The organism is Bacillus sp. JUb11, assembly GCF_024807925.1.
In the GTDB taxonomy this organism is placed as follows: Bacteria; Bacillota; Bacilli; order Bacillales; family Bacillaceae; genus Bacillus; species Bacillus altitudinis.
The window spans coordinates 71,826-85,797 of sequence record NZ_JANUEZ010000011.1; the positions used below are offsets into that span (position 1 = coordinate 71,826).

A 13,972-nucleotide genomic window follows, 5' to 3' on the forward strand; every position below is an offset into this window, starting at 1 on the left:
TGAACGAGCCTTCGGTTGACCGATCAGCGATTCTTGTTGGTATTTTCAGTATGCTTATGTTAATACATACTATTCCGACATGTCAACTATATTTATTGTTTTTTCAGATTTATCTAAAAAATGATTGACCAGGCAGTAAACAAGATTTATAGTCTTATTAAATATTTCTTATTAAAGTAGTTGGTTTTATCTAACAAAAGGAGGATACACACATGTCAGAAGAACTTCAATTTCGTTTAGAAACAAAAGCAATACACGCAGGTCAAGAACTGGATTCAGCCACCTATTCAAGAGCTGTACCTATTTACCAAACAAGCTCTTTCGGTTTTAGAGATAGTGAGCATGCGGCGAATTTATTCGGACTTCAGGAACCCGGTAATATTTATTCACGTATTATGAACCCGACAAATGATGTGTTTGAAAAACGGATCGCTGAGCTTGAAGGTGGAATTGGTGCACTTGCTGTCTCCTCAGGACAAGCAGCGACCACTTACTCCATTTTAAACATTGCAGGAGCTGGTGACGAAATCGTATCCTCCAGCAGTCTGTATGGCGGCACATATAATTTATTTGCGCATACCTTGAAAAAGCTTGGAATAACAGTAAAGTTTGTGGATTCCTCAAACCTTGAAGAACTTGAAGCAGCCATTACAGATAAAACAAAAGCAGTGTATGCAGAGAGCATCGGAAATCCAAAAGGCGACATTTTACATATTGAAGCCGTATCAGCCATTGCACACAAGCACCACATCCCTCTAATTGTGGATAACACACTTGCCAGCCCTTATTTGTTAAGACCGATTGAATTTGGCGCAGACATTGTCGTCCATTCAGCGACGAAATTCATCGGCGGCCACGGCACATCTATTGGCGGAGTCATCGTCGACAGCGGCAAGTTTCCTTGGGGTGATAGCGATAAGTTCAAAGGCCTGACTGAACCAGACCCAAGCTATCATGGCCTGACGTATACGGAAGCGATTGGTGAAGCGGCTTATATCACAAAAGCACGTGTACAGCTCTTACGTGATCTAGGGGCGGCTTTATCACCATTCAACTCATTTTTACTCTTGCAAGGCTTAGAAACCTTGCATCTACGTCTTGAACGCCACAGTGAAAATGCATTGAAGACAGCACAATTTTTACAAGATCATCCTCTTGTAGAATGGGTCAGCTATCCAGGTCTTGAAGGCCATGAATCCTTTGAGCTGGCTCAAACTTATTTACCAAAAGGACAAGGTGCCATCCTCACATTCGGCATTAAAGGTGGCAAAGACGCAGGAAAAAAACTCATTGATTCGGTTCAGCTTTTCTCACATCTTGCAAACGTAGGCGACTCTAAGTCACTCATCATCCACCCTGCCAGCACAACGCATCAGCAATTAAGTGAAGCAGAGCAAAAAGCCACAGGGGTGACACCAGAACTTATTCGTTTATCTGTTGGAACAGAAGCGATTGAAGATATTCTGGCAGATCTAGAACAGGCAATTTCAAAAAGCCAGTCTTAACCAAACAAAAAAAGCACACGCCTGTGTGCTTTCATCGTGTAGACAAACCCTCGCATTCTTTGTCAGTCCTGCGTGCTGGTGCTCACGAATGTCAAATTCGCTCCGCGCCAGTACTCGTCCTTCCTAGACTGCAAAGGTTTTCTATCACGCTGGGCTGAAAAGAAGACAAAGGGATAAAATAAAGTTCATTTTATCCCTTTGTCAACAATCTGAAAGCACACGCCTGTGTGCTTTTTCTTATTGATTAGTGATTGATTAATCGAATATCTTGGAAGGGATAAAACACGAATGATGTTGTCCCTTGAATGTCACTCTTTGTAAAAAGACCTAAACCGTTGCGACTGTCCATTGAGTTTTGGCGATTGTCACCCATGACAAAGTACTTTCCTTTAGGGACTGTAAGAGGACCAAAATCAGGTGTCAACAAGGTGCCATCTGCGGCAGCTTTCTTTTTGTTTGATGCTAAATAAGGCTCCGCCACTTTTTGACCGTTCACATATAGCTGGTCATTTTTCATTTCGATTTTATCACCAGGTAAACCAATCAATCGTTTCACATAGTGAGTACTGCGGTCTTCCCCATCAAGAACAATGATCTGTCCGCGTTTATAATCGCCGAAGTAATCGACTGTTTTATTCACAAACACCCGCTCTGTATTATGCAGTGTCGGTTCCATAGAAGTCCCCTTCACAATATACGGTGCGAATAAAAAGTTACGAATGATAAAAACAGCAATAAATGCGATTAAGATGGCTTTGATCCAGCCCCATAATTCTGATTTCTTTTTTTGTGTTTTTGTATTTGTTGTCATAAGCTCCTCCTGAAATCCCCTAGGACAAAATGAGTTATCGCCAGCTGATCGCTGACGCCACGCTTGTTTCTCCCTAAATATAAACATATTTTGCCAACAAATCAAGCTGTAAGAGAGAAAAAGGCAAGCACCTTTCTGTGCTTGCCCAAAACTCAGTTAGTTAGCAGAAGAATCCGCTTCTGTCTCTTTGTTTGTTTTACCATAGAAATAATCAGATGGATTCACTGGTTTAAAATCAGATAGCTTATGGAATCGAAGAAGATCCCTGTACAGTACTTTATCTGACAGGCTTAACTGATTATCAACACGGGCTTTAATCGCTTCTGTCTTTTTGTTTTGTTTCACCACTTTACCCGTTTTTGTATCGTAGACCGTATTATCTACAAGGGTATATTTTGGTGTCACATAGTTTCCGTTACGGAATGCAACAGTTTGATCGTGCTTCTTAGAGAATAAATCTGTTCCAAAATTCACGTACTCATTTGAATCAATACCTTGTAAGTGAAGAAGCGTTGGCATCACGTCTACTTCACCGCCATACGTATGATTCACGCCGCCTTGTTTCCCAGGGATACGAATCATGAGCGGTACACGCTGATTTTGTGCATTTTGATATGGCGTAATTTCTTTCCCTTGAATCTCACTCATTGCACGGTTATGGTTCTCAGAAATTCCATTATGGTCACCATATAATAGAATCACTGAGTCTTTATACAGACCCGATTTTTTCAAGTCCTTAAAGAATTGTTCTAATGACTCATCCAAATATCTCGCTGTTTGGAAATAATTATCCACTGTTTTATCGCCAGTTGTTGCCTTAGCGATTGTCGCATCTTTCTCATCTAAATTAAATGGATAATGGTTGGTCAATGTCATTAAGTGTGCATAAAATGGCTTTTTCATTGATTCTAACATTGGGATTGATTCTTTAAAGAACGGCTTATCCTTCAGACCCATGTTCACAAGGTTTTCTTCATCCATGTTGTAATATGAAGCATCGAAGAATTGATCATACCCCATGTGCTTATAAATTGTGTCACGGTTCCAGAAAGATTTATAGTCTCCGTGAAGCACTGCGCTCGTATAGCCTGATTTTTGATTTAGGATAGCAGGAAGTGATTGGAAGGTATTTTCACCTTTTGTCACAAACGCTGCTCCCTCTGGCAAGCCGAACATGCTATTATCCATCATGAGCTCAGCATCAGAAGTCTTCCCTTGACCAGTCTGGTGGAAGAAGTTATCAAAATACGTAAAATCTTCTTTTCCATGAGCTAGTTTGTTTAAAAACGGCGTCACTTCTTCTCCATTTAACTTGTAGTCAATTAAAAATGACTGGAAGCTTTCTAAATGGATTTTGATGATGTTTTTCCCTTTTGCTTGACCAAAGTATTCTGCATTTGGTTTCGCATAGTGAGAGGTCGTATAGTTCACGACATCCGTTAAATCATCACTACTCGCATTTGCTACCTGCGTTGCATTTTGTGCGGTTTGCACGCCGTCATAAATCGCATAGTTATAAACACCTAAATATTTCACAATGTACTTATGATCAAATGTTCTCGTCAATAATTCTGGACGATCTTTTTCAGCTAAGTGTAGGTTAACGAAGAATAGTCCAACACCTGCAGCCACAATCAGCAGTGCGAAAGTTTTTTTCATTTGGAACTTCTTCACTTCTGGTCTCCAAATGACAATGGCAATTAAAATGATGATATCAAGGAAGTACAAAAGGTCATGCGGCTTAATACTTGCTAAAACACCACCGGTCATACCTCCCCCAAGATTACCGGCTTGTTTCATTGTCGGGAATGTTAAAAAATCATCAAAGAAACGATAGTACGCTACATTCGCATATAAAAGTGCGGTCATAATAAAATCAATGACAATTAAAACAATGGCCGATTTACGCCCCTTCAAAAAGAGAGCCAGTCCCAAAAACACAATGGCTGAACTAAATGGATTTAATAAGAGAAGACCCTCTTGAAAAGATCCCTTCACTCCTAAATTAAAGTCCATTTTGTAGGCTGTGTACGATTTTGCCCAAAATAAAAGGACAGCCAAAACAAAAAAGCTATATTTGTTCGCAAATATTTTTTTCATAAAACCTCTTCTTTCTTATTTTCGATCTGATATAAATGAAATCATAAAAAATTTACATTGATTTTGCAAATGTAAATCTTCTGCACCAAGCATTCCGATGCTCTTTTCTCCGCAGGTTACATGTGCTCCTTTAATATAACGAATAAGAAGCATCATAAGTTTCAAAAAAAATACGAGTAAATAAAAGGAAAAATATCCATTTACATTAAATTTACTGCCTCTACATGTTTCAGAGAATGATGAAGGTTTTGTAAATCACTCAGTACTACTTTACTTTTTTCATCTAATCGTGTCAAAGTAATTATAAAGAAAAGGAAGAATCACCTAGGCTTTTCGACTCACTTAGCCAAATTTATACAAAATCCGAACCGATTTGCTTTTTTATTGTGACTCAACCTCCTACAATCCATGTATCCTCTCTGCTGCCACATACCTAAAAAACAGTTTTAAATAAAAAAAGCTTGATTTCCCCTGCCAATGTACGGTGTGATAAAGGTATAGCTCCATCAAATAAATCAAGCTGGGGGACATCCTATGAAATCAAACAAACAAATCAACATATTTGAACAAAGATTCTCAGAAGAAGTGATAGACATCATGGCTGTTACAGGACCTTCTGGAGTCGGCGCAGGAAAAGCAGGAAAAGAGACTCTTTGGACTGCTTCAATCCCGCTCATTGCATGGAAGGAAAAAGACCGCATCATAACCGAAAAAGTGAGACTGTGCTGGTTAACAGATGAAAAGGGATTACGAGAAAAACAAGCGCAATTACATAAAGAATCTATCGTCACACTTCAAGTACGTAAAGGTGAAGGTGAATTTATGCTCGTTTCACTTGTTGATACAGATACTGAAGATAAAGAACTTCAAGAAATATTAGAAGAAGCTCAACAACCTATCTTTTACCATGATGACAAGCTGGGTACCTTTGAATTAGTGAAAGGACTAGACTTATTTGAAACAACCATCAAGTGGGGCAATGAGGAGTGCCTTCTTTACTTCAATCTTGAAGAAGAGGAAGAAATGAATGACTCTCTGAAAACGGCTAGACAACTCGTAGAAGAGCAGACAACATGGGATGCCTCCATGAAGTCATATGCAGCAAATCAGCTGATTGAACTAGCAAAAGATTGGCAGGAACAAGACGACTCCGCTGAACATTCAGAAGAGATCACACCGGATCAATTTATCAGCCGCATCTCTCTTGAAAGCCTCCATGCTTATCCAAATGGAGAATTCGAAGCCTACTATCATGACGGAGATTTATTTTGGGGACATGTCATCATTGTCTCTGGCAATATGAATGGAACGTTTCAAGATGCACACATTGCTGGCTAAAGAATGGGGGATGGATAAATGAAGATCAAAGCTTTTGACGAATTAAATCAACTAGGAAAAACACCTATTGTAGCCAAAATAGGCGGATTTCGTCCTGATCCATCTAAGTACAGCTGGTTTGCTGGCCATTTTTTCATCCAACGTGATAAAGGGTGGCCGGCAGATCAAGATGGAGCTATGATTCCCATTTTACAAATGTATTTACCCGAAGTACCAGGGGGAATGAACGGCTTTGATGAATGTAAGATGATTCAAATTTTCATCAACAAGAAAACCCTTCCGATTGATATCGCCAAAAACGGTGAGGGCTGGAAACTCATTGAATATTCATCAATGGAAGGATTAGAAATCGCTGAGACCCCTGAAGACGTGAAAGGAATTAAACCTTTCCAGATAGAGTGGCTCGAAGGGGAACAACCGGATTATCCATGCTGGGAGGAAGCTTGGTCATACGTTGACTTATCAGAGGTTAATGAAAGTGAAGAAGCAACAGATCATTTCTTCGAGCATTACTCAAACTACTCGTTCACAAAAATCGGTGGATACGGGGCTTACATCCAATCTCCTCCCCACCAGATGTCAGGAGAATTCATGCTGCAAATCGCCTCAGAAGAAAAACCTCGGTTCATGATTGGTGATAACGGCACGATGTATTTCTATTACGACAAACACAATAAAGAATGGTTCATGCACTGGGATTGTTTTTAAAACCAATTGTATGGAACCATTCCCCTTTCTAAACGTAATAAACGATATGAAGGGGGCCGGTAATATGGGATTCATTTTAGACATCTTCAATCTTGCTCTGTATATCCCTTTTTTACAGGTAGATGAAGATGATATATCACGAAATGCAGCACAGCTAAAAAAATACAGCTGGTTTCAAGCGTTATTAAATGATCAAACGAGCAGAGAGCTGATCATTTATGATCAAGGAGTCCGCCGTGTAATTGGTCAATTTAAGACGAGTAAACTCCATAAGAAACCATACAACATCAAATGCGAACGAAAGGTACAACAAGCCATACACCGTGCCATGTCAAAACATGGAAAGAGCCGCACTTAGCTGTGGCTCTTTTCGTACAAATGTAATAAATCCTTTTGAAGAAAACAATTGACGCTCGGACAACTCTCCCCGTATATTATGTATAAATCCATCTTTTTTTAGAAAAGGGGGCCTCACATGCGCTTGTTTAAGAACTGGAGAAAAAAGCAGCACAAACAGCCGATTACTTCAGATACGCAAGAAGACAGCATCCCAATTAATTTTTCCACCCTTCCCTTTGGCACAGACACCATAGATGATTTTTTGTTCAACTTAGACCTAACCTCAAAACTGATAGATCCATACAAAGAAGCAGACACGAACAAATAGAACCTAAACTTTCGTGAACCCTCATCCAATATTGGATGATTTTTTTATACTTAGAGGAAGGTGTCCCCCTATGAAGACATATTATTTCGTCAGACACTGTCAAGCAGATGGACAATCCGAGGATGCGTCTTTAACGCCTCAAGGCATCACACAATCGCATGAACTCGCACAGTTTTTTTCCGGCATTCAGCTCAACCACATCATCTCAAGTCCTTATAAACGAGCGATTCAAACCGTTGAGCCCCTTGCTCATGCCAAACAGATCAAGGTACAAATGGATAAGCGTCTCTCTGAACGTAGGTTAAGCAGTCAACCAATGAAGGATTGGTATGAAAAACTAAAGCTCAGTTTTTCGGACTTGCATATGACCTGTGAAGGCGGAGAATCGAGCCAAGAAGCGATGAATCGTATTGTAGAGGCACTCTATGAACAAATAAAATTAGGAAGAGATCATACTTTATTCGCCACTCATGGCAATATTATGAGCCTGCTTCTAAAACACGCCGATCCTGCAATTGGATTCAAGGAGTGGGAACAACTAAGCAATCCAGATGTCTACATCCTGAAATATTTTAAACCAGACCATGTAGAAATAGAAAGAATATGGCATAAATAAAAAAGGCAGGGTTGATCCCTGCCTTTTTCTTATGAAAAACAACTATTGGTGATAGTAAAATGTCTGTACCCACTCATAGGGCTTCTTACGATCCGCACACCATTTCACAAAACCTCTTGTCTCCGTCTGCTGAAATTCCTTCCAGTCCGATAAAAGCTGGTTATAGTAGACTGCTAGTTTTTCAACATTGCTTTGAACATTTTTATCTTCGATCAGTTTCATGACATCTTGAATCCCTTGAATTCGCTCATGATCTTTCTCATAGGTGCTTAAATAAAGATCTTCATGTATATGATGAAACGAATACCACAAAGCCGAGAAATAGGTTTCGCAAATTTGAACAATCACTCGCTGCTCTTTGCTGCCTCCCATCTCTAGTGCCTTCAATAAATAGGGCAGCCCTTCCCCCTGATGCACAAACAAGCCTTGCCAGCGATACAGTCTCACATCCATTGGATCAATATTTTCCCACTCTCGAAGAACAGGGTGGATCACCCCATGTACCAATGGATACACAAGCAAATGATGACCATCCTCAAAACGTTCAATGTAATCAAACAGCCAAGCAACAAATGAACGCCGTGCTGCAAATTCATTCTTATTCATCTCTTCAACAAAAGACTGAAGAACCTTTAACGCATCTTTACGCAGACCCTGTTCTTTCCTTACACAGTACTGTCTAAAAAGCGGATAATCATGTGATCGCTCATCTTCAATAATAGTCTGTAATATCGTCTTCGTTTGCAAAATAACAACTCCGCCTCTTTACATTCATTCTATTGAACTATTATAACCAATTGTAACATCCACATGAAACTAGTAAAAAGATGAGTTGTCCTTTTTCTTTTATAAAACCCTTGTCATCCTCAAATCCATTCTTTTCTGTGTTCATGAATGAATTGTATGTCTTTTTGATAATGTTCAAGGTGCCCCTCATGAATCATTTTTTGAAAGGCTCTATCCCCTTCATTCGCTTTTCGCTTCATGTATTGACATAAACCTTCTAAACGCAGCAACACCATGTCCACATAATCTTCTGGTATTTCCTCACCATAAGCTTCAAAAAACAGTTTGACTCTATACTTTAAATGGGCTGCATGCTCTAATGAATGATAATTTACGACCTCCCCTGTTTCAGTACGAAAAAACCTACTGAGAGGGACACAAGTATAGAGAGTATATGCAATATCCCAAAGCCTTGGACCAGGGGCGGCTACATCAAAATCAATGATTCCCACTGGCTTTTGATCTTTGAAAATGATGTTGTACATCGCAAAATCATTATGGCACACAACCTCTATGTTGTTAGGCGTATTGTCCATTCGTTCCCAGTCGTCTGAAATGGGAAAATCACTAACAGCATCATGATACAGTCTAAGCATTCTCGCTATTTCTTTTAAAGCATTGTGAGAGCACATGTATTTTTTTAAGGGATCATGACCGGCTACACCTTCAATGAAGGACAAGATCTCTCTACCTTTTTCATCAACCCCTAAAAACTTTGGAGCATAGGAGAAATTCTTTTTTTCTAAATGCTTTAGCAGCTTTTGTATATTCATATTATCTGACTTTACCTCTCTGCGAACCGTATCTCCCGAACGATATACGTTCGAGACATTTCCACCTGTCAATAACTCTTCATGATCTTTTTGTTTTTTCATAAATTCTCCCCCCAAAACTGGGTCACAATGATGATGCCAGCTAAAGATGTGTATGTACCCACAAATATTCATTTAGTTACACAAAGGTAGTTTATTGTTTTATGTGAATGCGCTACTCCATTTTGTTTCCTTATATGGTTAAATGTATCGTACCAAATGTTGCAAATCATCTAAAGTTTATTCTGTTAAAAGTAGTACATGCTCATTCTCTTCTAATAGGATTCTATTTTCATCTAAATAACTCATTTAAACCACAAAAAAACGTTTCACCACGAGGGTGAAACGTTAGGTTCATGGTAAAAACCAATCATGAAACTTTTAATTAATACCGGTGGTCGGGGTCGAAATAGGTTAATTAGTATTGATATTACAAGGTTTTATTCGGTTAAAGTGTAAAACTTGTGTAAAAGGATTTTTATTTATAAATATTAAAAGAGCATGATTGTTTTCTACTTTCGTTAAATATTTATCATAGCGTTAACAAAAATGTCATAACTTGACTTTTTATGAACATTTCTACATATCAAATATTATCCATGGCTTAATTGTGTTGACGAGCACTGACAACAGTGCAGTGGATGTACGGTAATTCTAAAGCTTATTTTGACCTTGTAAAAGAGCATATTTTGGAAGTTATCGCCTCAAAATCTTGCTGACCATAATCATCAGATATAACAATTTCTCTTTTCCCATTTAGTATGTCCAAATCAAATAGCTCCGGAAATTTTGAATATGTAGATATACGTTTAAATTTTCTAACTATTTATTTATCTTACTTCTCCTTACCTTCCTCCTTTTTGTACTTTTGATTTGTTTTTTGATACCCTTTATTAAAAAGGCACATCAAGCAATAAACTTTTATATGACGGTGGTGTGATCCAAATGGCTGACAGGATCTCGAAAGAAAATAGAACAAAAAACATGCAGGCAATTAAGTCTGTTTCAAAATTGGAAGATAAAATAACGAAGCAATTATGGAGCAAGAGTATAAGGTTCAGAAGAAATGTAAAAGACCTCAAAGGTAAACCAGACATTGCCATCAAAAAATATAAAGTCGTCATTTTTATTGATAGCTACTTCTGGCACGCTTGCCCCATACACGGAAACATACCGAAAAGCAATATGGATTACTAGGAAAAATTGGAACGGAACGTTAAAAGGGATAAGGAAGTAACCGCCTACTATCTGGATAAAGGTTGGCAAATAAAAAGAATATGGGAGCATCAGGTGAAAGAAGATTTTAACCAGTCAATCAATGATATTATTTCCTTCATTGATAATTTAAAAATATCACACCCTAATATGATTGATGTTAAAATAACAGGAGAAAACAAGAAAAAGTGAGGATTCTTATAAAAAAAGTGGAAACAATCGGAACGGTACAGGACCTGGCAATAGTTATTCAGGAATTATATCAGCATATGGAAGTTGTCGTTACCGGTTCCAGCGCAGAAGAATTAGGCGAATATGTAGTAAAAGCATTAAAGGATTTTAAAGTGGCACATACGGAAAAATTGGCAGATGAAGGACATTACATTAAAATCTATGACTAACAAAAAAGGAGATCAATTTCGATCTCCTTTTTTTAAGTTTCTGGCTTTGTTGATTGTTTGTCCAAAAATCATATGGCTGGGAATTTTAAACCTTTCCGCACTCAAGGCATTCAACGTCGCAAAGCCACTGGTAGCTGATTTTGTCTTTTAACCTTTAGAGTATTCTTCTATAAGTGGCATTCTTTACAGAACATGCTTTTGCTCCTTTATGCCTTTGTTTCTTCCAACTCGAGTTCAGTCTGACCTTCCGGCGCTTCTTTTTTATTTTTGATTTTGCCGGAACGCCTCTTCTTTTTGTTTTCCCCTGATGCCAGCATCTCCTGAATATGTTCTTCGTCCCATTTGGCATCTTCCGTTTCGTATGGAACTTTTGCGAACGTTTTTAAAATGGCTTCCACAATCACTTTCGCTCCCTTTGGAGGAACCGCCATGCCGATTTGCCTTCTGACACTTTCTTTTACACCGATGAATTCGAACCAGTCCGGGAAAGTCTGGAGACGCGCCCTCTCTCGATTCGTTTATGCTCTTGGCTCGTCGTAATGGTACATATGTGTTCCGCCTCCGCCGCTTCCTGTAACAGTATATGCTGGTTCCTCAGGGTGTAAACGTCTGTAAATGTTACTCATTTTCGCGCCCTTCACATTTAGCCGCAATTCCGGGGAGAGGTAATCTACCCAGCAGTTATCCCCTGGAAGGATTTCATCCAGCATTTTCACAACCTTAGGGTGATGGTTTGTGAATTCATGATTAAGGGCATCCTTTTCAATCGGCTCACTTTCCAATGCTTCTTTTGCTATCATCCATTGTTCCTTGTTTTTAAAAGGAGCATTTGGAACCAGAAATCTCAGCCCTAAATCTTTTCGAATGCCGACGATTATAATGCGGTGACGCGCTTGCGGCACGCCATACTCCTCAAAGCGGTACTTATGAGGCGTAATATTAAAGCCGAACTCTCCTGCTTCTTCCATTGCTTTTAAGATTTGGACGAATGCTTTTCCTTCATTGGCGCCTTCTAATCCGCCTACATTTTCGTCTACAAACACACTTGGCTGATGGTGATTCAATAACTTTATTCCGTACCTGTATAGTCCGCCATATTTACCATCAAGTCCCTTGGTTTCGCCCACTAAACTGAAATCGTTGCATGGGAATCCGAACGCGAAGAAATCGATGGGCGGAAGGGATTTAATATCAAGTTCTTTTACGTCCCCATGCTTTACAGTTACAGTATCCTCATCATTACCAACGATATTAAGGCGGAAAGTTTTGCATGTATCTTCATGAAAATCATTCGCCCATGCATGTACTACTTTATATTCTTCTCCGTTTTCGTCTAAAACAACTTGTCCATTTTCATCTAATACAACTGCTTCTTTTGCTCCGAGCGATAATCCGCCCGGACCGCAGAACAGTTCTCCTTTTCGAAAATCATTCTATAACTCTCCTACGTTTGTAGTATTTGTCGTAAATATTATTATACACTACCTACTCTATCAAAAAAAGTTTCTGATACAAAGGAATGGATTCCCATTTTAATAGATGACATGCTAACCAAATTTAATTATTATTAAATTAATAGTGTAATTTAATAGAATTGGGGGAAATAAAATGTACCTTATCAATAATTTGGAAGAGCGTGTTTTTCGCGTTCCTTACGAACGGGGCTACCGTAAACTGCGAATCCTCTCCGGGTATGCATCCAGCGCTTTTTTGTATCACATTTTGAACAGATACCCTGAGATTGAAATTGAACTTATTATCGGAATGAGCAAACAAGATGGAATTAGACGTTGGGATCATGAACGCTATCAGCAAATCATGAACGAAAATCCTCGGATTAGCATCAGTTATAAAACAAGCCTGCCTCCTGTTCACAATAAAATCTACCATTGGCATAATGGAGGCTTATTTCAGGACTCCATGACATACGTCGGCTCGGCGAACTTCTCTTGGGGAGGATTCAGAGACCAAACGGAACTTATTGTAGAAGCGAATCATGACAATATTGAAGAAGTGTTTGATGTTCCCGATTGCCTAAGCTGCACCGACCCGACAATTGAACAACATATCAGATTCCATGATATGTTTATCAGGCGGACAATAAGAAATCATGAAAGAATTGTTACCATTCAGCAGAAAACTTACGGATCGGACCGAAGGGATTACCGTCATCTGCATCATCTGCCGTATGTGGATCTACCTCTACTTCTGAATAACGATACTGCCATCCATGAAAGAAGCGGGCTTAACTGGGGGCAACGCGAAGGAAGAGAACGGAATCAGGCGTACATTCCCGTTTCATCCACAATTCACGCCGCAGACCCTGACTTCTTCCCTCCGCTTGAGCAGGAGTTTACTATAGTTACAGATGATGGAGAGCGGCTGATGTGCGTTATGGCTCAGGCCAACCGAAAAGCCATACATACCCATGAAAACAACAGCCTCATGGGAAGGTATTTCCGTAACCGGATTGGTGTTCCTTTCGGCGGGAGAGTAGACGCACAGGATGTCATCGCTTACGGAAGAACAAGTGTGAGAGTCTATAAAATTGATAATGAAACCTATTTCATGGATTTTGGAGTGTAAAGAAAGACGAGTATTGGCGCGTATGCCATTACTATGACTGGCTGGCGTTTACGGTGGGCAGATTGGCGTTGCTTTGTTCTCCGGAACAGCGATTAAGTATTAGTATAATAATTCTTTTCCCGGTATTTACATCAACTTTATATGCAAAAAACTAACCTTAACATATATGTGTTACAGTTATTTTTGAGACCTCATATTCTCAGTATATAGGAGGATTATCGTCACTTTTCACTAATTATTTGGGTGGGTTTTTCTTTCGAACCGGAATGAAAAAAAACAACTTACCACCAAAGTAAGTGTGAATGATAAACTCCCTTTGTTTAATAACCGGAAAAAGTGGTCTGTTTGATTTTTCACCCACTCCTTACTCGAATTAATTTTAAAAGCGCCTCTGAAGAGGCGCTTTCTGAATTGAGTTATCTTGGCA

13 protein-coding genes and 2 pseudogenes are annotated in these 13,972 nt (G+C 39.2%); 9 read left to right on the forward strand and 6 right to left on the reverse strand.

From position 1 onward, the window contains the following. The first annotated feature begins 212 nt into the window (after window positions 1-212). Window positions 213-1,505, forward strand: coding sequence for a homocysteine synthase (locus tag M2369_RS17675; RefSeq protein ID WP_019743963.1), 1,293 nt, complete (start codon window positions 213-215; stop codon window positions 1,503-1,505). Between the two features lie 244 nt (window positions 1,506-1,749). Here M2369_RS17675 and lepB read toward each other — a convergent pair whose 3' ends face one another. Together lepB and ltaS are read right to left on the reverse strand one after the other, a co-directional pair. Further along, the gene (gene lepB / locus M2369_RS17680) at window positions 1,750-2,316 is read right to left on the reverse strand and encodes a signal peptidase I (protein ID WP_017360387.1); all 567 of its coding nucleotides are present in this window, start codon (window positions 2,314-2,316) and stop codon (window positions 1,750-1,752) included. A gap of 156 nt (window positions 2,317-2,472) precedes the next feature. Beyond that, window positions 2,473-4,416: a lipoteichoic acid synthase gene (gene ltaS, locus M2369_RS17685; protein ID WP_173407871.1), complete on the reverse strand. Its 1,944-nt coding sequence runs from the start codon at window positions 4,414-4,416 to the stop codon at window positions 2,473-2,475. A gap of 534 nt (window positions 4,417-4,950) precedes the next feature. Here ltaS and M2369_RS17690 point away from each other — a divergent pair. From M2369_RS17690 to M2369_RS17710, 5 genes are all read left to right on the forward strand, one after another. Beyond that, entirely contained in the window at window positions 4,951-5,754 is an 804-nt protein-coding gene (locus tag M2369_RS17690) for a DUF2262 domain-containing protein (RefSeq protein WP_017360389.1), read from the forward strand. An 18-nt stretch (window positions 5,755-5,772) separates the two neighbouring features. Next, window positions 5,773-6,462, forward strand: a complete 690-nt coding sequence (locus tag M2369_RS17695; protein ID WP_259255442.1) for a YwqG family protein — start codon at window positions 5,773-5,775, stop codon at window positions 6,460-6,462. Between the two features lie 64 nt (window positions 6,463-6,526). Then, window positions 6,527-6,820 (forward strand): hypothetical protein, encoded by a 294-nt coding sequence (locus M2369_RS17700; protein WP_041507560.1) that lies wholly within the window; start codon window positions 6,527-6,529, stop codon window positions 6,818-6,820. A gap of 117 nt (window positions 6,821-6,937) precedes the next feature. After that, window positions 6,938-7,129 carry a hypothetical protein gene (locus M2369_RS17705; RefSeq protein WP_024719924.1) on the forward strand — a complete coding sequence of 64 codons (192 nt, stop codon included), beginning with the start codon at window positions 6,938-6,940 and terminating at the stop codon, window positions 7,127-7,129. A gap of 70 nt (window positions 7,130-7,199) precedes the next feature. After that, the gene (locus M2369_RS17710; protein WP_039170147.1) at window positions 7,200-7,745 is read left to right on the forward strand and encodes a histidine phosphatase family protein; all 546 of its coding nucleotides are present in this window, start codon (window positions 7,200-7,202) and stop codon (window positions 7,743-7,745) included. A 42-nt stretch (window positions 7,746-7,787) separates the two neighbouring features. Here the strand turns inward: M2369_RS17710 and M2369_RS17715 are convergent, their stop codons facing one another. Both M2369_RS17715 and M2369_RS17720 read right to left on the reverse strand, forming a co-directional pair. After that, window positions 7,788-8,492 carry a hypothetical protein gene (locus tag M2369_RS17715; RefSeq protein ID WP_041507561.1) on the reverse strand — a complete coding sequence of 235 codons (705 nt, stop codon included), beginning with the start codon at window positions 8,490-8,492 and terminating at the stop codon, window positions 7,788-7,790. Window positions 8,493-8,611: 119 nt separating this feature from the next. Next, window positions 8,612-9,406, reverse strand: coding sequence for a phosphotransferase (locus tag M2369_RS17720; RefSeq protein WP_041507562.1), 795 nt, complete (start codon window positions 9,404-9,406; stop codon window positions 8,612-8,614). Window positions 9,407-10,288: 882 nt separating this feature from the next. On the opposite strand from M2369_RS17720, the gene M2369_RS19360 reads away from it, so the two are divergent. Both M2369_RS19360 and M2369_RS17730 read left to right on the forward strand, forming a co-directional pair. Continuing rightward, complete coding sequence (locus M2369_RS19360) at window positions 10,289-10,540, forward strand: hypothetical protein (protein ID WP_310504001.1); 252 nt, start codon at window positions 10,289-10,291, stop codon at window positions 10,538-10,540. Window positions 10,541-10,746: 206 nt separating this feature from the next. Then, window positions 10,747-10,959 (forward strand): hypothetical protein, encoded by a 213-nt coding sequence (locus M2369_RS17730; protein ID WP_041507563.1) that lies wholly within the window; start codon window positions 10,747-10,749, stop codon window positions 10,957-10,959. A 206-nt stretch (window positions 10,960-11,165) separates the two neighbouring features. Here the strand turns inward: M2369_RS17730 and M2369_RS19365 are convergent. After that, window positions 11,166-11,465, reverse strand: a pseudogene (locus tag M2369_RS19365) (DNA cytosine methyltransferase); the annotation flags it as partial. Between the two features lie 12 nt (window positions 11,466-11,477). Then, window positions 11,478-12,374: pseudogene (locus M2369_RS17735) on the reverse strand (DNA cytosine methyltransferase); the annotation flags it as partial. 193 nt (window positions 12,375-12,567) lie between these two features. On the opposite strand from M2369_RS17735, the gene M2369_RS17740 reads away from it, so the two are divergent. Continuing rightward, complete coding sequence (locus M2369_RS17740; protein ID WP_052472192.1) at window positions 12,568-13,545, forward strand: restriction endonuclease PLD domain-containing protein; 978 nt, start codon at window positions 12,568-12,570, stop codon at window positions 13,543-13,545. Window positions 13,546-13,972 lie beyond the last annotated feature (427 nt).

Excerpts from the sequence above, each read along its gene's own strand:
- M2369_RS17675 (WP_019743963.1), top strand. The coding sequence starts at position 213 with ATGTCAGAAGAACTTCAATTTCGTTTAGAAACAAAAGCAATACACGCA.
- lepB (WP_017360387.1), bottom strand. The coding sequence starts at position 2,316 with ATGACAACAAATACAAAAACACAAAAAAAGAAATCAGAATTATGGGGC.
- ltaS (WP_173407871.1), bottom strand. The coding sequence starts at position 4,416 with ATGAAAAAAATATTTGCGAACAAATATAGCTTTTTTGTTTTGGCTGTC.
- M2369_RS17690 (WP_017360389.1), top strand. The coding sequence starts at position 4,951 with ATGAAATCAAACAAACAAATCAACATATTTGAACAAAGATTCTCAGAA.
- M2369_RS17695 (WP_259255442.1), top strand. The coding sequence starts at position 5,773 with ATGAAGATCAAAGCTTTTGACGAATTAAATCAACTAGGAAAAACACCT.
- M2369_RS17700 (WP_041507560.1), top strand. The coding sequence starts at position 6,527 with ATGGGATTCATTTTAGACATCTTCAATCTTGCTCTGTATATCCCTTTT.
- M2369_RS17705 (WP_024719924.1), top strand. The coding sequence starts at position 6,938 with ATGCGCTTGTTTAAGAACTGGAGAAAAAAGCAGCACAAACAGCCGATT.
- M2369_RS17710 (WP_039170147.1), top strand. The coding sequence starts at position 7,200 with ATGAAGACATATTATTTCGTCAGACACTGTCAAGCAGATGGACAATCC.
- M2369_RS17720 (WP_041507562.1), bottom strand. The coding sequence starts at position 9,406 with ATGAAAAAACAAAAAGATCATGAAGAGTTATTGACAGGTGGAAATGTC.
- M2369_RS19360 (WP_310504001.1), top strand. The coding sequence starts at position 10,289 with ATGGCTGACAGGATCTCGAAAGAAAATAGAACAAAAAACATGCAGGCA.
- M2369_RS17740 (WP_052472192.1), top strand. The coding sequence starts at position 12,568 with ATGTACCTTATCAATAATTTGGAAGAGCGTGTTTTTCGCGTTCCTTAC.